Here is a 19,578-nt window from a genome sequence, read left to right on the forward strand (position 1 = left end):
CTCAGGTTTTTTCTAGCGCCCTTGATGGGTGCAGTGGGCCGAAACTCAGCGATAAGTGATGAGCTCCGGCGCCTTCAACAGCTGTAAATGCACATGGCTGTTGAAGGAAGCCAGGCTCACTTGGCTGCCACGAAACTTAAGGCAGCTTAGTGAGGTGTTAACAATTTGCCAGTTCAGTTCAAACGCCTGTGCAGGCGCGATTCCGGTAATGAGGTGCAACAGGGCGGTGATGGTGCCGCCCGAGGTGAATACGGCAATGTTCTGTTTGCTGTCAGCCTGTTCCAGCAGGCGGGTGAGGCCGCCCTGAACCTGCTCGACGAAGCCTTGCCAGCTTTGCAGGTCCGGCATGTCGTGCTCACCGGAAATCCAGCGGCCAATCAGCTTGGCGAACAGGCGCTGAAATTCAGCTCGGTTCTGCGCGCCGTTGCGCAGAATGTGCAGGGCTTCGGGTTCTTCGCCAAGCATTTCCGGCAGCAGGCTGCGGATTACGGCATCCGCATCAAACTCGTTGAAGGCAGAGTCAATCTCCAGCGATGGTGTAGCAATGCCTGCTTGCTCCAGCTGCTGTAAGGCACTGTTAGCCGTGTGCTGCTGGCGGCGCAGATCACCGCTTACACTGCGGTCAATGCGCGTACCCAGCTGAGCAAGGTGCTCGCCCAGCACTTCGGCCTGGCGAATTCCAATGGGCGATAGCACATCGTAATCGTCTGCACCGAAGGAGGCTTGGCCATGTCGAATCAGGTAGATGCTGCCCACGTCCGCTCGATTCCGCTGCGGTGAAAGTTTCGCGAGGGTATGAGGAAGCTTAAGAGCTGTCAACGTAAAAACATACGCTTGTTTGAATTGCATGAATGCGCTGAATGACTAGACCTTGCTTGCTGGCCGTGAACCCATGGCCTCGGTATGCTTGGGCGCTAATGTGCGCAGTCAGTGAGGGCGCGCAGCCATGGGGAAAAGGGGGAATACGTGGAGTTTTTTGCAGAGTACATCGGCTTTCTGGCCAAGACAGTGACCCTAGTTATTGCCATCGTGGTGGTGTTGGTGACGATTGCCGCTCTGCGTAGCAAAGGCCGTCAGGGCACGGGTCAGTTGCAGGTGAACAAGCTCAATGATTTCTTCAAGCAGCTGCATCAGCGCATGGAACATGCGGTGCTCGATAAAGAGCAACTGAAAGCCGCGAGTAAAGCTGAAGCCAAGGCTGCGAAGCAGGAAAAGAAGGCCGGTGTTCACAAACCGCGCGTTTACGTGCTGGATTTTGATGGCGACATCAAGGCCTCGGCCACCGACAGCCTGCGGCACGAAATCACTGCTTTACTGACTATGGCAACGCCGCAGGATGAAGTGGTGCTGCGCTTGGAAAGTGGTGGTGGCATGGTGCACAGCTATGGGCTGGCCTCTTCACAGTTGGCGCGCATTCGTCAGGCTGGCGTACCGCTGACTGTCTGCATCGACAAGGTCGCGGCCAGCGGTGGCTACATGATGGCCTGCATTGGCGAGAAGATCATTTCCGCGCCGTTCGCCATTCTTGGTTCGATTGGTGTGGTCGCCCAGCTGCCTAACGTGCATCGCCTGCTGAAGAAGCATGACATCGATTTTGAAGTGCTTACCGCCGGTGAGTACAAGCGCACCCTGACCGTGTTCGGCGAGAACACCGAAAAGGGCCGGGAGAAGTTCCAGGAAGACCTGGAAACCACCCATGAGTTGTTCAAGGGCTTTGTTGCCCGCTACCGGCCGCAGTTGGATATCGATCAGATTGCCACCGGCGAAGTCTGGCTGGGCCTGGTGGCGTTGGAGAAGCAACTGGTCGATGAGCTGAAGACCAGTGACGAATACCTGGCAGAACGCGCCAAGAGCGCCGAGCTATTTCACTTGCACTATGCCGAGAAGAAAACCCTGCAGGAGCGCGTTGGACTGGCGGGCAGCGTTGCGCTGGATCGTTTCGTTCTGAACTGGTTGAGTCGTTTGAATCAGCAACGCTTCTGGTAATCGGTCCGTCATACAGAGGAAGAACATGAGCAAGTTCAGTGCATTGCAAGCCCGTGAAAGCGCCGCGGGCGGTTTCGAACAGGTGATTGTGCAGCGTGATGTCGATGACTTGCCCGCCGGCGAGCTGCTGATTCGGGTCAAGTATTCCTCGCTTAACTACAAGGATGCGTTGTCCGCGAGTGGCAACCGTGGCGTGACCAAAAGCTTTCCACACACACCGGGTATAGACGCCGCGGGCGTGGTGGAGGCTTCAAGTGTGGCTGAGTTCAGCGCCGGCGATGAGGTGATCGTCACCGGCTATGACCTGGGAATGAATACCTCGGGCGGGTTGGCTCAGTACATTCGCATTCCCGCCAGCTGGGCGCTGAAACGACCTAAAGGGTTATCCCTGCGCGAGGCTATGGTGCTTGGCACCGCTGGGCTGACGGCTGCGCTGTGTGTCGACAAGCTGGAGCAAAGCGGGCTGACGCCGGATGCCGGCACCGTACTGGTGACGGGTGCCACAGGTGGTGTTGGCAGTGTCGCGGTGGCTTTGTTAACTACCCTGGGTTACCGCGTGGCGGCATCGACTGGCAAGGTGGAGCAGGCGGATTACCTCAAGGCGCTAGGCGCGCAGCAAATTGTGTTGCGTGCCGAACTGCAGGACGGCACCGATAAGCCGATGCTCAAAGAGCAGTGGGCTGGTGCGGTGGATTGCGTGGGCGGGGATATTCTGTTCAACGTGGTTAAGTCGCTGCGTTACGGTGCCAGCGTTGCCTGCTGTGGCCTGACGGCTGGGGTCGGTTTCAAGGGCAGTGTGCTGCCCTTTATTCTCCGTGGGGTGAATCTGCTCGGAGTTGATTCAGTTGAGCTGCCGTTGGTGGTTAAGGCGTCGATGTGGGACAAGCTGTCGCTGCAGTGGAAGGTCAAGCTCGATGCACTGGTCACCGAAGTAACGCTTGAGCAACTGCCGGATGCAATTGCGCAGATCCTCGCGGGTAAGCAGGTCGGTCGGGTGCTGGTCAATCTAGGTTGAGTCGCAAGAAACAAAAAAGGCCACCCCAAGGGGTGGCCTTTTGAATTGCCGGCAGAATCAGGCGCGGCGACGGAACAGCGGTAGCGGCTGGTCCGTTGAGGCCTGATAGACCTCGCTGAACTCCTCGAAGGCTTTCAAGGCATCCAGCGGGTCTTTGTCCTCGCGCAGGGCGAAGGCATCGAAGCCTACGCGCAGGTAGGAGAACAGCTGATCGCGCAGCACATCGCCAATGGCACGCACTTCGCCTTTGTAGCCGTAGCGGTTACGCAGCAGGTAGGCGGTGGAGGTGTGGCGTCCATCAGTAAAGGCCGGGAAGTTCAGCGCGATGACCTGGAAGTTATCCAGCTGATCGGCGATTTCCTCGATTTCCTCTCCGGCATCCAGCCACACGCCCAAGCCGCCATCGCGGGCCTTGAGCGCAGTGCTGTGCTCGACCCACAGGCCCAGCGGCACGATCAGGTCGTCGCAGTTGGGAATGCCGTCCAGCGTGGCGTCCTTGGGCAGCAGGTGCCAGTTTTCATCGATCAGCTGGCCGTTCTTAATGATTCGCTGCATATACGCGCTCCTTGAACGGGTCGACGCCAATACGGCGGAAGGTGTCGAGGAAACTCTCTTCTTCGGTGCGGCGCTCGACATAGACCTTGACGATCTTATCGATCACGTCAGCCATGTCCGCTTCGGCGAAGGATGGGCCGAGGATCTGCGCCAGGCTGGCGTCACGACCGGCGCTACCGCCGAGAGACACCTGATAGAACTCCTGACCTTTCTTGTCCACGCCGAGGATGCCGATATGGCCCACGTGGTGGTGACCGCAGGCGTTCATGCAACCAGAGATATTCAGGTCGATATTGCCGATGTCGAACAGGTAATCCAGGTCGTCAAAACGGCGCTGAATGGCTTCGGCAATCGGAATCGACTTAGCGTTGGCCAGCGAGCAGAAGTCGCCGCCCGGGCAGCAGATGATGTCAGTCAGCAGGCCGACGTTCGGCGTGGCGAAACCGTTTTCACGCAGCTCGCCCCACAGGGTGAACAGCTGCGCCTGCTCAACATCCGCGAGGATGATGTTCTGGTTGTGGCTGTTGCGTACTTCGCCAAAGCTGTAGCGGTCGGCCAGGTCGGCAATCGCATCAAACTGCTTGTCGGTGACATCGCCCGGCGCCACGCCGGTTGGCTTGAGCGACAGAGTCACGGCGACATAGCCTGGCTTCTTGTGCGCGAAAGTGTTGCGCTGACGCCAGCGGGCAAAGCCTGGGTGTTCGGCATCCAGGGCAGCCAGAGCGGCATCCTGATCGTCGAGGGCTTTGTAGCTTGGGTCGATAAAGTGCGCGGCAACGCGGGCCACTTCGGCTTCGGTCAGGGTGGTCGGGCCATCTTTCAGGTGAGCCCACTCAGCATTCACGCGTTCGGCGAACACTTCAGGGGTCAACGCCTTGACCAGAATCTTGATGCGCGCCTTGTACTTGTTATCACGACGGCCGTAGCGGTTGTACACACGCAGGATGGCGTCGAGGTAACTGATCAGGTGCTGCCACGGCAGGAATTCGTTGATAAAGCTGCCGACGATCGGGGTACGGCCCAGGCCGCCACCAACGGACACACGGAAGCCCAGCTCACCGGCGTCGTTCTGGACCGCTTCCAGGCCGATGTCGTGCACTTCAATCGCTGCACGGTCGCTGACTGCGCCGTTTACGGCAATCTTGAACTTGCGCGGCAGGTGGGTGAACTCAGGGTGGAAGGTCGACCACTGACGAATGATCTCGCACCACGGACGTGGGTCGATGATTTCATCCTTGGCCACACCAGCGAACTGGTCGGTGGTGGTGTTACGGATGCAGTTGCCGCTGGTCTGTATCGCGTGCATCTGCACGGTGGCCAGCTCGGCAAGAATGTCAGGCACATCTTCCAGGTCTGGCCAGTTGAACTGGACGTTCTGACGGGTGCTGATGTGCGCGTAACCCTTATCGTAGTCACGGGCAATCTTGGCCATCATGCGCACTTGGGCGGACGACATCAGACCGTACGGCACGGCAACGCGCAGCATGGGCGCAAAGCGCTGGATGTACAGGCCATTCTGCAGGCGCAGCGGGCGGAATTCTTCACCGCTCAGTTCACCGGCAAGGTAACGGCGGGTTTGATCGCGATACTGCTTGACGCGGTCTTCGACGATTTTTTGGTCGTACTGGTCGTATACGTACATGGAGTGTCCTGTTATCAGGCTTTTTACAGCTATCAGCGCGCACGGCCGCGCACTCCCTGCGGAGCCGGAGGAAGATACCAGCTCAGGGTTATGCGCAAAAGTGATGTTTGAGTATATGGAAAGAACTTAAAGGGATAAGACGGCCGTTGAACATAGCCCTACGGCTTGAGTAAGCGAGCATGCTGGTCTTAACTGCAGAAGACGATTCACCCATAAACACAACAAGAGGGGTAGTCCATGAGTGAACACAGTGAGCCGGATAATGCTGACAGCGTGGTCGATGCCAAGGCTATTTTCGCCTTGATTGTGATTTTCGTCGTCACCGCGGTGTTCTGGGTCAGCCAGCAATAAGATTTGGCGCAGCTAAAGCACAAAGCGGGCATTCCTTGACGGATGCCCGCTTTTTTATTGCCCTCACGGCAGGGCTGCGACTCAGTGGCAGGTGAGACTGTCGGCCTGGCGATAGAGCATAAGCAGTTTGCGCGTAATGGACTGCTGAATATCGTCGCGCTCGAAGGTCGATAGTCGTGTCAGACGACTAACCTGCAGGCGGTGCAGGTGGATATAGGGCATCTGCTGATCAAACTCACGCAGGTCGCCCTTCATCATGATTGGCAGGAAGATATCGCCTGCCTTCTTCTGGTTGCTGATGATTTGCGCCAATGCTGGTTTGAACGGCATGGTTTTCGGTGCTGGGCCGCCTTCCTTGATCATCGTAGTCAGCAGCAAGCCAGGCTTGCGCAGGACCACGCCGGGCAGCACGCACAGCCCGGTTTTACGGACTGCATGCGCCTCGATGCCATGTAGGGTGTCGTGAAACGCATAGGGATTGGGCAGCACCACCATCTTGCGGCCCATATCGCTGGGGAAGTGCAGGTCGTAGTTGGTGTACAACTGCCGCGTTGACTCCGAATACACGCACAGGCGGTTCTCGAACAGCTTGATAAAGCGTTCCGCTAGTTCGCGCCGGGCGATGCTGTCCAAGTCCCAAATCAGGTCCTGGTTTTGCGGTTTGCTCAGGTCGACTTCCTGGTGTTCCATGTTGCTCATTGCGTTCTCATACCCTGAACTGTCCAAGCAGACGATTGAGCTGCTCAGCCAACTGACCTAAGTATTGCCCGGCATCGCTGGATTGCTGCGCCGCCAGGGCGTTGTTATGGGCCAGGCTGGCTGCCTGGGTGACGTTCTGATTGATGTCTTCGACCACGTGCGATTGTTGCAGTGTGGCGCTGGCGATGGAAGCGTTCAAACCGCTGAGGTTGCGCAGCCCGCTGGCGATTAACGTCAGGCTGGTTCCGGCCTGACGGGCTTGCTCGATGGTCAGCTGAGAGGCTTGACTGCTGTCGTTGATCACCTTGACGGCTGCTTCGGAGTTGCCTTGCAGGCGCTCGATCATGACCTGGATTTCCGCTGTGGATTTTTGCGTGCGTTGCGCCAGCAGGCGCACCTCATCGGCCACCACGGCAAACCCACGACCTTGCTCACCGGCACGGGCGGCTTCGATGGCCGCGTTTAGCGCGAGCAGGTTGGTTTGTTCGGCAATCGAGCGGATAACTTCTAATACGCTGCCTATCTGCGTGCTTTCCTGAGCCAGGGCCTGAATCACCGTTACCGCTTGGTCGATGGTGGCGGACAGCGCATTGATCTGGCGCAGGCTGGCTTCAATGTTCTGCTGACCTTGCAGCGCTTGCTCTTCGGCCGTGTGCACCTCTGTAGCGGCGTGTTCGGCATTTTTTGCCACATCCTGCACGCCATAAGTCACTTCATTGATCGCTGTGGCAACCAGTTCCATTTGCTGCGACTGCTGCTCGCTGTGCTGTTGCGATTGGCCCGCAACATCACCGAGGTTGCGGGCAGCAGCATCGAGTTGGCCGGCAGAGTCGAGGGAGTGTTTGATCACCTGGCGTAACTTTTCCGTAAACGCATTGAAGTGACGGGACAAAGCGGACAATTCGTCGTTGCCCTGGGTATCGAGGGTTCGTGTCAGGTCGCCATCACCGCTGGCAATATTGGCCATGGCATCGACCGCGTGCTGCAGGGGCTGGGTGATGCTGCGCACGATCAGCACTATGAGCAGGGCCACCAAGGCGGCAATCACCAGGCCAATCAGCAGGGTTTTCAAGGCCTGGGTGTGAAACTCGGCCTGCACATCATCGATATAAACCCCTGAACCGATGATCCAGCCCCAGGGCTGGAACAGTTGCACATACGACACCTTGGGCACAGGGTCACTGGCACCAGGTTTGGGCCAACGGTAATTGACCTGGCCAGCGCCCTGACTTTTGCTGATAGCGACCATTTCATTGAACAGTGCCTTGCCGTCTGGGTCTTTGAAACCTGAGAGGTTTTGCCCTTCCAGTTTGGGGTTGGTCGGGTGCATGACCATCACTGGGGTCTGATCATTAATCCAGAAATACTCCTGGCCGTCGTAGCGCAGGTTACGAATGATCTCTGCAGCCTGTTTCTGCGCCGCTTCGCGGGTGATTCCGCCCGCCGCTTCCAGTGCATGGTAATGCTGCAGAATGCCCGCGGCGCTTTGCACCACATGCTGGGTTTTTTCAGATTTGGCGGCATATAGGTCGGCCTCGATCTGCTTGAGTAACAGGGCGCCCTGAATAATCAGCATGACAATGGCAACCACCAGAATCAGCCAAAGACGACGGTTAATGGGCAAGCTGCGCAGGTTATTCATGGTGGGCTCCCTGGTTGTTTAGGCGCGGGGTCGCCTCTTATAGATGATGAGTCTTGCTTCGCTACTTTAGACCTTAGGCTAATTGGTGGATTAGTGACGGCTCGGTTGGCGATTGCTTTCATCAGGTCGAGACCAGTACAGCGTGCTGTAGCCTAAATACTCAGGTTCTCTGCTAGGATTCGCGCGGTGCGGGTTAAGTGTGTGATTTGATTATTTATTCTGCCGGCCGGAACCTTTTAATAGCCGGTTGGTCGGAGGCCCTCGCGAGTTCGTCATCATAATGTTGCTGTTCGTGCCGGTGCGCACGTATTGAGGAGTGAGGATGGATCTTTGGGTGGCTGTTCAGGCACTGATTTTGGGTATCGTGGAAGGCATTACGGAGTTCTTGCCCATTTCCAGTACCGGACACCAGATCATCGTCGCGGACCTGATTGGTTTTGGCGGTGAGCGGGCGATGGCCTTCAACATCATCATCCAGCTGGGGGCGATTCTCGCTGTGGTCTGGGAGTACCGGCGCAAGATCCTCGACATTGTCATCGGTCTGCCCAAAGAGCCGCAGGCTCAACGGTTTACCGCCAATTTGCTGATCGCCTTTCTGCCGGCCGTGGCGCTGGGTGTGCTGTTCGCCGATCTTATTCATCATTACCTGTTCAACCCGATCACCGTGGCGCTGGCGTTGGTGGTGGGTGGGGTGATCATGCTCTGGGCCGAGCGGCGCACGCACCTGGTGCACGCCGAGAGCGTCGACGACATGACCTGGAAGGACGCGCTTAAGATTGGTTTTGCTCAGTGTCTGGCGATGATTCCGGGTACTTCACGCTCCGGCGCGACGATTATCGGCGGCTTGTTGTTCGGCTTGTCGCGCAAGGCGGCCACCGAGTTTTCCTTCTTCCTTGCCATGCCGACCATGGTCGGTGCTGCGGTCTACTCCGGCTACAAGTACCGTGACCTGTTCCAGGCCAGTGATCTGCCGGTGTTTGCCATTGGTTTTGTCACCTCGTTTATTTTCGCCATGATTGCGGTGCGGGCACTGCTCAGCTTTATCGGTAAGCACAGTTATGCAGCGTTCGCCTGGTACCGCATCGGGTTTGGCTTGTTGATTCTGGCGACCTGGCAGTTACAGTGGATTGACTGGAGCACGGCGCAGGGCTGATTGCTGCCCTTGTATTCGTCGGATGAATAAAGGCGCACCCCAGGGTGCGCCTTTGTCATAGTGGGACTTCACACAGGAGGTGCCATGCACAATACGGCCGATCATTTCCAACTCGATCTCAACGGTATATCCCTCAGTCTTTACTGCGCAGGGCCAGAACAGGGCGCGCCTGTGTGGTTATTGCACGGTTTTCCGGAGTGCTGGTATTCCTGGCGTCAGCAGGTTGATCCGTTGGTCGCGGCCGGCTATCGGGTGTTCATGCCTGAGATGCGTGGGTATGGCCGCAGCGAGGCGCCGGCGGACGTAGCGGCCTATGACGTACTGACGCTGTGCGCTGACATACGTACGGCCATGGATCACTTTGGCCACACTCAGGTGGCAATGGTCGGCCATGATTGGGGCGCAATGGTCGCCTGGTATCTGGCACTGCTTGAGCCCGTGCGGATCAAAGCCCTCATCACTCTGTCGGTGCCTTTTGCCGGGCGGCCTCGTCGCCCAGCCACCGAGATCATGCGTGAGGCCAGTGCTGGGCGATTCAATTACATCCTCTACTTTCAGGAACCTGGCCGCGCCGAACACGAGTTGGACGCTGACATCGACCGCACCCTGCGTCTGCTCATGTACTTCGAGGAGCGAAACCTGTTACTGCAGGACAAGCCTGCTGATGGGCGTTTGTTCGAGGACGACATGCAGGTGGGCGCGCTGCCCAACTGGTGCACGGAGGACGACTTTGCGGTGTATCGCCACACCTTTGCTCAGCACGGTTTACGGGGAGCGTTGAATTGGTACCGCAACTTCGAACGCAACTGGCACGTGACCGAGCCATTACAAGGGCAGACGATCAAACCGCCGACGCTGTTCTTGATCGGTGACCATGACCCGGTAGGCAAACTGGAAGCCTACACCCTGAAGAAAATGCCGGAATGGGTGGATGACTTGCAGCAGCACGTCCTAAAGGATTGTGGGCACTGGATCCAGAACGAGCAGGCTGAGCAGGTTAATCAGTATCTGCTTGAGTTTTTGGATCGCCATTTCCCAGGCTGCTAGAGTGCGCGCGGCGTATACCTGTTGAGAGTAATGGGAATGGAACAACGCGGCGTGTTGCGCAGCTGGAATGACGACAAAGGCTTTGGTTTTATCCAGCCGGAGCAGGGCGGGACTGAGCTTTTTGCGCATATCTCGGCCATGCGCGGCGACCGTCGCCCCGTGGCCGGGGATCAGGTGATGTACGTGCCGGGTAAGGACCCTCAGGGGCGTGCCCGCGCCGAGCATATCCGCGTTGCTGGCGAACTTGCGTTGGACAGTCCGGCGATTCGCCGTAAGCCTCGCGCTGTTAAGCCCAGGGTTGCACCATCAGCGAAAGCCAGGGTGCGTCAGGTTTCGTCGGGGCGCAGCCATGAGCCGATTCAGCACCTCGGACTGAAGTTAGTGCTACTGACGGCGTTGTGTGTGTTGCCTCTAATGGGCGCTTGGCAGCTGTTCCTAACGTCTGGTTTTGTGTGGGTGCTGGTTGCTTACCCGCTCGCCAGCCTGATCAGTTTTGTGCAGTACTGGCAGGACAAGTCCAGTGCCCAGCGAGGCCGTTGGCGCACGCCGGAAAAAGCATTGCATCTGGTCGAGTCGCTGGGTGGCTGGCCCGGCGCGTTGATCGCGCAGCAGTGCTTTCGGCACAAAACGCGCAAGCTCTCCTTCCAGCTGGTGGTTTGGCTGATTGTTGCAGCCCATCAGCTGGTATGGATTGACTGGCTGTTGTTGGATGGCCAGCTGTTCGGTGAGTTATTGCGCCGTTACAGCTGATGCAGCGGCGCTAAATCGGTTGGTCCCAGCGGCTGAAGGCGTCGCTGATATGCTCAATCCATGCCCGAACGGCTGGTAGCATGCCGCGTCTGTGGGTGTACACCGCTTGCAGGTGGGCAGCAGGCAGTGCCCAGTCCGGTAGCAAGCGGATCAGTCGTCCATCGGCCAGTTCATCCAGGCACAGGGGCGCGGGCAACATGGTAAATCCGAGGCCGCACATCGCTGCATGTTTGCGGACGTTGAAGTCCTCAATGGCCAGGCGCGCGTCCAGCACCACTTCCTGCACGCGCCCATTGTCATCCTGCAAACGCAGGTGAATTTTGCGGTCCGCTTCCAGTGCGCCCAGGGCCGGCAGTTTCGCCAGATCGTCAGGTGTGCTGACCCGCGCGTGCTCCATCAGGGCCGGTGCGGCAACCATAAAGGCCTGCGCGGGGCGCAAGCGCCGGGTGATTAGCGTCGGGTCTTCATCCTCGGCGCTGCGCACGCGCAAGGCGACGTCTACGCCCTCGTTGAGCAGATCAATACGCCGGTTGGTCTGAATCAGCTCCAACTGCACCTTGGGATAGGCCGCGAGAAAGCTCACCACCAACTCCGAAAGCAAAGCAATGCCGCCTGGGGCGCTGACACGTAGGCGGCCGCGCGGCTCGCTGGTCAGGCTGGCCACGGTTTCCTCGGCCTGTTCGGCCTCCTGCAGCATGGCTTGGCAATGGCGCAGGTAGCGCTCACCAATGTCGGTCAATGCCAGTTTGCGTGTGGTGCGTTGCAGCAGGCGCGCGCCGAGGCGATTTTCCAGCTCGGCAATGCGTCGTGACAGGCGGGATTTGGGAATGCCCAGGGTGCGCCCGGCGGCGGCAAAGCCGCCGACTTCTACCACTTTGGCAAAATAAAACAGGTCATTGAGGTCATGCATGGTTTTATCGTCCTATCAGTGGGACGAACTATCGCATTTGCACGGACTAATCGGCCATTGCTTTCATCGATAGTATCTCCAACATCTTGATCGCCGTGGGGCGATCTCACTTTGGAGATTGTCATGAAACTACTGCACCTCGATTCCAGCATCCTCGGCGACTCGTCTGCTTCTCGCCAACTCAGCCGTGCCGTGGTCGACGCCTGGCTGGCCGCTGAACCTGAAGCTCAGGTGAGCTATCGCGATCTGGCCAGCGATGCGCTGAGCCATCTGTCCGCCGCCAGTCTGGTCGCCGGCGGTACACCTGCGGAGCTGCGCGATGCGGCGCAAAAGCATGAAGTCGAGCTGGCGGAAGGCACCCTCAACGAGTTTCTCGCGGCCGATGCCATCGTGATTGGCGCGCCGATGTACAACTTCACCGTGCCGACCCAGCTCAAGGCCTGGATTGACCGCGTGGCTGTCGCCGGTAAAACCTTTGCTTACGACGAGAATGGCCCCAAGGGCCTGGCAGGTGGCAAGAAGGTGGTGATCGTGTCCACCGCAGGCGGTATTCATGCGGGCCAACCAAGCGGTCAGGCCCATGAAGAGTATTTGCTGCTGGTGCTGCGCTTCCTCGGCATTACCGATATTGAAATTGTGCGCGCCGAAGGGCTGGCTTACGGTGATGAGCCGCGCGCGAATGCCTTTGCGGCAGCGCACGCCCAGATCGGTGGTTTGTTCGCCTCAGCGTAATAACCGCACCCAACAAAAAGCCCGCTCAGTGAGCGGGCTTTTTTATGCCGGCGACAAACCGGTTAGACGATCACGCCCTGGCTGCGCAGGTAGTCATCGTAGGTACCGCTGAAGTCCGTAATGCCGTTGGCTGACAACTCGATGATGCGCGTAGCCAGGGAGCCCACGAACTCGCGGTCGTGGCTAACGAAGATCAGTGTGCCTGGGTAGTTTTCCAGCGCCAAGTTCAGCGCTTCGATGGATTCCATGTCCAAGTGGTTGGTCGGTTCGTCCATCACCAGCACGTTAGGCTTTTGCAGAATCAGCTTGCCGAACAGCATGCGGCCTTGCTCACCACCGGAGATGACTTTTACCGACTTGAGAATCTCGTCGTTGCTGAACAGCATACGACCCAGGGTGCCGCGGATCATTTGCTCGCCGGTGGTCCACTGGCCCATCCAATCGAACAGGCTGACGTCGTCTTCGAAGTCGTGAGCGTGGTCCTGGGCGTAGTAGCCGATTTCTGCGCTGTCGGTCCATTTCACCGCACCGGCATCCGGTGCCAGTTCGCCAACCAGGGTGCGCAGCAGGGTGGTTTTACCAATACCGTTCGGGCCGATGATGGCTACGCGCTCGCCCGCTTCAACCTGGAAGCTGAAGTTCTTGAACAGCTCCTTGCCGTCGAAACCCTTGGCCATTTTCTCGATCATGACGGCCTGGCGGTGCAGCTTCTTGTTCTGTTCGAAGCGAATGAACGGGCTGACACGGCTGGACGGTTTGACCTCGGCCAACTGGATCTTGTCGATCTGCTTAGCACGCGAGGAAGCCTGCTTGGATTTCGAGGCGTTGGCCGAGAAGCGGCTGACGAAGCTTTGCAGCTCGTTGATCTGCGCCTTTTTCTTGGCGTTTTCGGACAGCAACTGCTCGCGCGACTGGGTTGCGGCGGTCATGTATTCATCGTAGTTGCCTGGGAATAGGCGCAGCTCGCCGTAATCCAGGTCCGCCATGTGCGTGCACACGCTGTTCAGGAAGTGACGGTCGTGCGAGATGATGATCATGGTGCTGTTACGCTGGGTCAGGATGTTTTCCAGCCAGCGGATGGTGTTGATATCCAGGTGGTTGGTCGGTTCGTCCAGCAGCAGCACTTCCGGATCGGAGAACAGCGCCTGGGCCAGCAACACGCGCAGTTTCCAGCCGGGCGCTACTTCGCTCATCGGGCCAAAATGCTGCTCCAGCGGAATACCCAGGCCCAGCAGCAACTCACCGGCGCGGGATTCTGCGGTGTAACCGTCCATCTCGGCGAACTCACCTTCGAGTTCACCGACCTTCATGCCGTCTTCTTCGCTCATTTCCGCCAAGGAATAGATACGGTCGCGTTCGGCTTTGACTTTCCACAGCTCTTCGTGACCCATGATCACGGTGTCGATCACCGTGAATTCTTCATAGGCGAACTGGTCCTGACGCAACTTACCCAGGCGTACGTTCGGCTCCAGCATCACCTGGCCACCGCTCGGCTCTAAATCGTCGCCGAGAATTTTCATAAAGGTCGACTTGCCGCAGCCGTTGGCCCCGATCAGACCGTAACGATTGCCGCCGCCAAACTTGACGGAAACGTTCTCGAACAAGGGCTTAGCCCCGAATTGCATGGTGATGTTGGCGGTGGAGATCACGAATCTTGGTCCAGATAAACGGGCGCACGGGCGCGAAAGGGGCGCGATTGTAGCGGTTTACGGCCGCAAAAGGCAGCGGATGGACAGGCGGAGTGTCTGTTCGACGCTGCTATCTGCTGCGATTGCCCCTCAGCGCGACGAGTATCAGCCACTCATGCGTACACTTTGTGAACGTCGACGGCTGGCAGCACGTTACTCAGTGCAGTGGGTAGCGCGCGTTGCCAGGCGATGGACCCACGGAACCATTAATAACGCCACACCGGCAACGGCTGCAGCGACATAGCCGACATAGCCGATACCCGCGGTTTGGATGGTTAGGCCGCCGACCAGCGCGCCGATCCCTATCCCGGCGTTGGCCGCGGATACGTTGGTTGTGCCTGCCAGCGCCTGAGAATGCGCCACCGAGTTCATGACTCGGACCTGGCAAATCGGGTACAGCGCCGTGTTGGCAATGCCCCACAGCGCGAGCGCGATACACACCAGTACGCCTGCTCCTGCCAGAGGCGTCACCGCTGCCATTCCCAGTGCAAGCAGTGCCACAAACAAAGCCGTGGCGTTGAGTGGCGAGTGATCCACCGCTTTGCCGCCCATCCAATTGCCAATCAGGCCGACGGCGCCAAACCCCATCATCCACCACCCGACATCTGCTGGCGCCACACTAGCTAGGCGTTCCAGCATGTCGGCCAGGTAGGTGTACGCAACGAACATAGCGCTGAAGATAATGATCGACAGTGCGACATTGGCCAGAAACAACGGCTCCTTGAAAATACGTGCCTGTTTCAGGAAGTCGACCCGCTCGGCACGCGCGACAGCAGGCATACAGACCAGTACAGCCACTGCCATCAGCAGTGACAACCCAGCCAGCAATGCAAAGGCGCCTCGCCAGCCAATCCCGTTAGCTGCCAGCGTCCCCAATGGAATACCCAACAGCAGCGCAGCGGTAATGCCCAGGTAGACCCGGGCAATGGCCTGGCCTGCTTTGGCTGGGCCGGCCAGCTGGGCTGCCGTTTCACTGGCCGTACCCCAAAAGACCGGCAGCATCAGCGCGGGGATAAAACGTGCGAGAGCCAGCACCCAGATGTTCGAAGACAGTGCCGCCAGAGCATTGGCGAATGCGAAGACCAGCAAGATCGCGATAAACAGCTTTTTTCTGTCCAAGTGGGCGAGGGCGGCGGTAAGGGGTGGGCCGAAGAGCATGACTGTAAAGGCGAACAGCGTGACCAGCTGGCCGGCTGCGGCAATTGAAACGCCGAGGTCACGGGCCAGGGCGGGCAGTAGGCCGATGATCAGAAACTCAGTGGTTACGATCAAAAAAGCCGAGATGGCCAGGATGATAATGCTGAGTGAAGAGCCAGCCGCAGGCATAACCTGGGGGCTGGATGAATCGATAGCACTCATAACGACGCTCTTGGTTGGGGAGGGCGCTATGGTATTGATTCTTTAGCGGTCTATTTGTGGCGTTTTTTCTAACAATTACTGATTTTAATTCACTTATCTGGTGGTGTCGGCAATGTGTGGCCACTGGGGGATAAACACTTGGCTAAGACCTCTAACAGCGCGTTGACTTTGGGCAGTGTTTCGCGCTTTTTCAGCCAAACCAAGTTCATCGGCAGGCCATCACTGGACAGCTGCGGCAGCACTTCAACCAAGGCTCCGCTATCTAAATGCGTTTGCACCAGCCACGTGGGCAATTGCGCAATGCCATAGCCTGCCAGCACAGCCAGTACTTCACCCTCGCCATCTCCCACGGCGATGCGTGCCGGCATGATTCGACGCTTCTTGTCGCCGGGCTGTGGGCCTTCTCGATACCAAGGGCTAACCAGGCCATTACTGAGGCCGTAGAGCACGCAGTCATGATCTTCAAGCGCGGTTTCAGTGGTCGGCATGCCACGCCTGGATAGGTATTCGGGGGCGGCGCAGTAGATCAACCGCTCAGCACCCAGGTAGCGGTGGCCCAAGGTCATCGGCCACACGTCTGAACCGCCGATACGCACCAGCAGGTCTATGCCCTGATCAGCCGGTTCAACAAAGCTGTCGGTAAAGGAAATATGCGGCGTCAATAACGGATATTGCTTCACGAAGTTCAAGATCACCGGCAGCACGTGCAAGCGTCCATAGGATGCCGGCAGATCGATGCGGATCCTTCCGCGCGGTTCGAGGAACTCGGCATGCAGAGCCAGCTCCGATTCTTCAAGGTCGGAGAGTACGCGGGTGCAGGTTCGGTAGAAGGCTGTACCCGCGTCAGTCAGCGCCAATCGGCGCGTGGTGCGCTCAAACAGGCGTATATCGAGGCGACTTTCCAGTCGTGCAATGCCTTTACTCACCGCCGAGCTGGTCAGGCTCAGGCGCTCTGCCGCCGCAGTAAAGCTGCCCAGTTCGGCGACGCAGACGAAAACATCGATGCCTTTCAAACGCTCAGAGGAGAACACGTGGCGGCCTTATATCGCAGTGGGATGCTGAGCAGGTTAACTCAGCTGATCAATGAAGACTGCTGGCAGCTTTCTGACATGACCGGTCAGCTTGCTCCGTCAAGCCAGCGTCGTTGCTGTCCCTGCGCCGGGCATCCGAGCCGCGCACAGAGCCTGCGTTAGTCATCCGTCCGCTGTTGGCGAGTCAAGCAGCAGTGCTAGCTTCAGGCGTTTGGGTAGTTTGCCGACCACCAGCTGATGGGAGCGCGTTAGCAGGGCTTGCAGTTCGCCATCGCTCATCGGGTAGGGTGTGGCCATGCTTATCCAGCGGGCGCGGGCCAGATAAGGAGCAGGGCGGATGCCGGGGCGGTCGCAATAGCCAAGGAAGAGATCGTCATCCACCTTAAAGGCTAGGCCGTCATGGCTGCCCAAGTGAAACAAGGCGAACATCTTGCTCTCCGCCACTGAGAATACCCGCACGCCGCCCCATTTAATGTCCTCACGGACACCCGGCAGGTTCAGGCAAAAAGCAGCAATGTGTTCAGGCGTCATGGCAGATCACTCGCGGTAGAAGACCTGCACCAGATGGTAACCAAACTGGCTTTTCACCGGTCCGTGCACTTCACGCACAGGCTTTTTGAAAATGACTTGATCAATAGCGCGCACCATCTGCCCAGGGCGCACTTCACCCAGATCGCCGCCTTTCTTGCCGGAGGGGCAGGTTGAGTACTTGCGTGCCAGCACATCGAAGGCTTCACCAGCAGCGATGCGTTTTTTCAGCGCAGCGGCTTCTGCTTCGTTTTTCACCAGAATGTGGCGGGCCATTGCCTTAGCCATGACGGGCTCCTCGGAATTCAATCAACCTATTGTGCCAGTATTCTCAACCGCTTAGCGCCTGAACCAGGCACGCTCCGATTTTCTCAGGAGCGATGCGAAATCTTGGCCTAACGTAATACATCCAACTCACGGGATAGCTCGTTATGGACCTCAACGCCATGCTCAAAATCCTGTCCAGCCAGGACGGGTCCGACCTTTATCTTTCCACCGGGGCGCCGCCCTGCGCCAAGTTCAATGGCGTGCTCAAGGCACTCAGTGCTGAACCACTAAAGGCCGGCGAGGTGGCCGCGATTGCCGATTCGGTGATGGATAGCGCGCAGCGTGAGGAGTTCGAGCGTGAGCTGGAAATGAACCTGGCGATCTCGATTGCCAGTGTTGGGCGCTTTCGCATCAATATTTTCAAACAGCGCAACGAAGTGTCGATCGTGGCGCGCAATATCAAGATGGATATCCCCAAGTTTGAAGACCTCAAACTGCCGGAGGTGCTGCTCAAGACGGTGATGGAAAAACGCGGGCTGGTGCTGTTCGTCGGTGGCACGGGCTCGGGCAAGTCGACCTCGCTGGCGGCGCTGATCGACTACCGCAACCGCAACAGTGGCGGCCATATCATCACCATCGAAGACCCGGTTGAGTATGTGCACAAACATAAGAAGTCGATAATCAATCAGCGCGAAGTGGGCGTGGATACACGCAGCTTTCATGCGGCGCTGAAGAACACCCTGCGTCAGGCCCCGGACGTTATTCTGATCGGCGAAATTCGCGACCGCGAGACCATGGAACATGCCCTGGCCTTTGCTGACACCGGCCACCTGGCAATCTCCACGTTGCACGCGAACAACGCCAACCAGGCGCTGGACCGTATCATCAACTTTTTTCCGGAAGACCGGCGTCCGCAGCTACTCAATGATCTGGGGAACAACCTCAAGGCATTTGTCTCCCAACGGCTGGTCAAGACCATCGACGGTAAGCGCCGGGCGGCGGTGGAAGTGCTGCTCGGCACGCCGACCATTCGTGACCTGATCAAGCGCAACGAGTTTTCCGAGATCAAGGAAATCATGGAAAAGTCGAAAAACCTCGGCATGCAAACCTTCGATCAGGCGCTGATCGACCTGGTCAACGATGGCTCGATTGATGAAGAAGAAGCGGTGAAAAACGCCGATTCGGCGAACAACGTGCGCCTCAAGCTCAAACTCTATCGTGATAACCCCGGAGCCTCGGCGCCTGCCGCAGCCCCTGCGGCAGTGGCCGCCGCAGCAACACCCGTAGCACCTTCGACACCCGCTGCTTCGGCGGGCGAGTGGGGGCTGGAGTTGAAGCTGGAGGATATCGAAGAGGAGCAGCTGCCTGAGGACCCTGGGCGCAAAGGCATTTAAACACCGGTGGCGACACGGATGTCCGCTGTCAGCGCGCGGGTTGATAGGCGTCCTGAATACGTTGGATCATGCCTTCGGCACGTAGCGCGTCGACCGCTTTGCGCAGATTGTCCTGCAAGTCTGCGTCGCACGCTTTGGAGCAGGCTAGGTACAGATCGGTACTGGCCAGCACGGGGCTCATCTGCAATCGATTGTCACTTTTCGGCCACAGGTACAACCCTTCCGGAACCCCGGTAAACCAGGCATCGACGCGGCCCAGTTCGAGCATGCGTGTGGGGTTATCGCCAAGCTTGAGGCTGACAATCTGCTTATCGGTAAACCCTTCGCGCTTGAGTATTTCCATCTGTGCGGTGCCCAGACCGACGGCGATACGCTTGTAACGCTGGCGCGCTTCGGCAAAGTCGGCCACTGGCGTGTCGAGGCTGAAGAAGGCGCGCTCAAGCGGTGAAATAGGGGCGATCCAGGTGTACAGCGCTTCGCGTTCCGGCGTGCGCGAGAGCGGGATAATCAGCAGGTTGTTGCCACGGCTGACCCGCTGCTGGGCCCGAGCCCAGGGGGTTACATGGATATGGCTGAGATACCCCGCGCGGGCAATGGCGGCCAATGCCACATCGCCCACCATGCCGTAACCACCCTGAAAGCTGACAAAGGTCAGCGGCGGCGCGTCCGGCATATGCAGCTCCAGCGGTTCCTGTGCTGTTGCGCTTAGGCTCAGCGAGGTTAGCAGTACAGCGAGACAGATCCAGCGCACAGCCACGGCAGCACTCCAACAACGACTGACTTGGAGTATAAGCACCGTGCGCTTGGCTCGGTTGGAGTTTTTGGTACT

At 58.2% G+C, this 19,578-nt stretch carries 19 protein-coding genes and 1 pseudogene; 7 read left to right on the top strand and 13 right to left on the bottom strand.

Going from position 1 to position 19,578, the window contains the following annotated elements; translation table 11 throughout:
- Positions 1–45 precede the first annotated feature (45 nt).
- A complete protein-coding gene (locus tag HCI85_RS09735; protein ID WP_167144562.1) occupies positions 46–756 on the bottom strand; it encodes a histidine phosphatase family protein in 711 nt (236 codons plus the stop codon).
- Positions 757–966: 210 nt separating this feature from the next.
- Here HCI85_RS09735 and sohB point away from each other — a divergent pair, with 210 nt between their 5' ends.
- Positions 967–1,986: a protease SohB gene (sohB, locus tag HCI85_RS09740; protein WP_167144563.1), complete on the top strand. Its 1,020-nt coding sequence runs from the start codon at positions 967–969 to the stop codon at positions 1,984–1,986.
- Positions 1,987–2,011: 25 nt separating this feature from the next.
- Positions 2,012–3,001 carry a YhdH/YhfP family quinone oxidoreductase gene (locus HCI85_RS09745; RefSeq protein ID WP_167144564.1) on the top strand — a complete coding sequence of 330 codons (990 nt, stop codon included), beginning with the start codon at positions 2,012–2,014 and terminating at the stop codon, positions 2,999–3,001.
- 57 nt (positions 3,002–3,058) lie between these two features.
- Here the strand turns inward: HCI85_RS09745 and HCI85_RS09750 are convergent, their stop codons facing one another.
- The 5 genes and pseudogenes from HCI85_RS09750 to HCI85_RS21280 form a co-directional block, all read right to left on the bottom strand.
- Complete coding sequence (locus HCI85_RS09750) at positions 3,059–3,556, bottom strand: DUF934 domain-containing protein (protein ID WP_167144565.1); 498 nt, start codon at positions 3,554–3,556, stop codon at positions 3,059–3,061.
- The gene (locus tag HCI85_RS09755; protein ID WP_160086800.1) at positions 3,540–5,198 is read right to left on the bottom strand and encodes a nitrite/sulfite reductase; all 1,659 of its coding nucleotides are present in this window, start codon (positions 5,196–5,198) and stop codon (positions 3,540–3,542) included. The genes HCI85_RS09750 and HCI85_RS09755 overlap by 17 nt, the downstream gene beginning before the upstream one ends.
- Before the next feature lie 432 nt (positions 5,199–5,630).
- The gene (locus tag HCI85_RS09760) at positions 5,631–6,248 is read right to left on the bottom strand and encodes a hypothetical protein (RefSeq protein WP_090255835.1); all 618 of its coding nucleotides are present in this window, start codon (positions 6,246–6,248) and stop codon (positions 5,631–5,633) included.
- 7 nt (positions 6,249–6,255) lie between these two features.
- Complete coding sequence (locus HCI85_RS21275; RefSeq protein WP_446730787.1) at positions 6,256–6,990, bottom strand: methyl-accepting chemotaxis protein; 735 nt, start codon at positions 6,988–6,990, stop codon at positions 6,256–6,258.
- A gap of 120 nt (positions 6,991–7,110) precedes the next feature.
- Positions 7,111–7,890 (bottom strand): annotated as a pseudogene (locus HCI85_RS21280) (cache domain-containing protein); the annotation flags it as partial.
- Between the two features lie 322 nt (positions 7,891–8,212).
- On the opposite strand from HCI85_RS21280, the gene HCI85_RS09770 reads away from it, so the two are divergent.
- The 3 genes from HCI85_RS09770 (at position 8,213) to HCI85_RS09780 (ending at position 10,840) form a co-directional block, all read left to right on the top strand.
- Positions 8,213–9,043 (top strand): undecaprenyl-diphosphate phosphatase, encoded by an 831-nt coding sequence (locus HCI85_RS09770; protein WP_167144567.1) that lies wholly within the window; start codon positions 8,213–8,215, stop codon positions 9,041–9,043.
- Positions 9,044–9,127: 84 nt separating this feature from the next.
- Positions 9,128–10,090 (top strand): alpha/beta fold hydrolase, encoded by a 963-nt coding sequence (locus HCI85_RS09775; protein WP_167144568.1) that lies wholly within the window; start codon positions 9,128–9,130, stop codon positions 10,088–10,090.
- Positions 10,091–10,126: 36 nt separating this feature from the next.
- Positions 10,127–10,840: a DUF1294 domain-containing protein gene (locus tag HCI85_RS09780; protein ID WP_167144569.1), complete on the top strand. Its 714-nt coding sequence runs from the start codon at positions 10,127–10,129 to the stop codon at positions 10,838–10,840.
- A gap of 10 nt (positions 10,841–10,850) precedes the next feature.
- Here HCI85_RS09780 and HCI85_RS09785 read toward each other — a convergent pair whose 3' ends face one another.
- Positions 10,851–11,750, bottom strand: a complete 900-nt coding sequence (locus tag HCI85_RS09785; RefSeq protein ID WP_167144570.1) for a LysR substrate-binding domain-containing protein — start codon at positions 11,748–11,750, stop codon at positions 10,851–10,853.
- Between the two features lie 123 nt (positions 11,751–11,873).
- On the opposite strand from HCI85_RS09785, the gene HCI85_RS09790 reads away from it, so the two are divergent.
- Positions 11,874–12,482, top strand: a complete 609-nt coding sequence (locus tag HCI85_RS09790) for an FMN-dependent NADH-azoreductase (RefSeq protein WP_167144571.1) — start codon at positions 11,874–11,876, stop codon at positions 12,480–12,482.
- Positions 12,483–12,544: 62 nt separating this feature from the next.
- On the opposite strand, the gene HCI85_RS09795 is transcribed toward HCI85_RS09790, so the two are convergent.
- From HCI85_RS09795 to HCI85_RS09815, 5 genes are all read right to left on the bottom strand, one after another.
- On the bottom strand, positions 12,545–14,131 hold the full coding sequence (locus HCI85_RS09795; protein ID WP_090255828.1) for an ABC-F family ATPase: 1,587 nt from the start codon (positions 14,129–14,131) through the stop codon (positions 12,545–12,547).
- A 192-nt stretch (positions 14,132–14,323) separates the two neighbouring features.
- Complete coding sequence (locus HCI85_RS09800; RefSeq protein ID WP_167144572.1) at positions 14,324–15,529, bottom strand: MFS transporter; 1,206 nt, start codon at positions 15,527–15,529, stop codon at positions 14,324–14,326.
- An 89-nt stretch (positions 15,530–15,618) separates the two neighbouring features.
- Entirely contained in the window at positions 15,619–16,560 is a 942-nt protein-coding gene (locus HCI85_RS09805; protein ID WP_167144573.1) for a LysR family transcriptional regulator, read from the bottom strand.
- A 162-nt stretch (positions 16,561–16,722) separates the two neighbouring features.
- Positions 16,723–17,091 (bottom strand): MmcQ/YjbR family DNA-binding protein, encoded by a 369-nt coding sequence (locus HCI85_RS09810; RefSeq protein WP_167144574.1) that lies wholly within the window; start codon positions 17,089–17,091, stop codon positions 16,723–16,725.
- A gap of 6 nt (positions 17,092–17,097) precedes the next feature.
- Positions 17,098–17,376 (bottom strand): peptidylprolyl isomerase, encoded by a 279-nt coding sequence (locus HCI85_RS09815; RefSeq protein ID WP_167144575.1) that lies wholly within the window; start codon positions 17,374–17,376, stop codon positions 17,098–17,100.
- 143 nt (positions 17,377–17,519) lie between these two features.
- Between HCI85_RS09815 and HCI85_RS09820 the strand changes: the two genes are divergently transcribed.
- Positions 17,520–18,749, top strand: a complete 1,230-nt coding sequence (locus HCI85_RS09820; protein ID WP_176600631.1) for a PilT/PilU family type 4a pilus ATPase — start codon at positions 17,520–17,522, stop codon at positions 18,747–18,749.
- A gap of 28 nt (positions 18,750–18,777) precedes the next feature.
- Here the strand turns inward: HCI85_RS09820 and HCI85_RS09825 are convergent, their stop codons facing one another.
- On the bottom strand, positions 18,778–19,422 hold the full coding sequence (locus HCI85_RS09825; RefSeq protein WP_167144576.1) for a substrate-binding periplasmic protein: 645 nt from the start codon (positions 19,420–19,422) through the stop codon (positions 18,778–18,780).
- Between the last annotated feature and the right edge of the window lie 156 nt (positions 19,423–19,578).

It is taken from the genome of Pseudomonas sp. OTU750018 (genome assembly GCF_011636575.1).
In the GTDB taxonomy this organism is placed as follows: Bacteria; Pseudomonadota; Gammaproteobacteria; order Pseudomonadales; family Pseudomonadaceae; genus Aquipseudomonas; species Aquipseudomonas peli.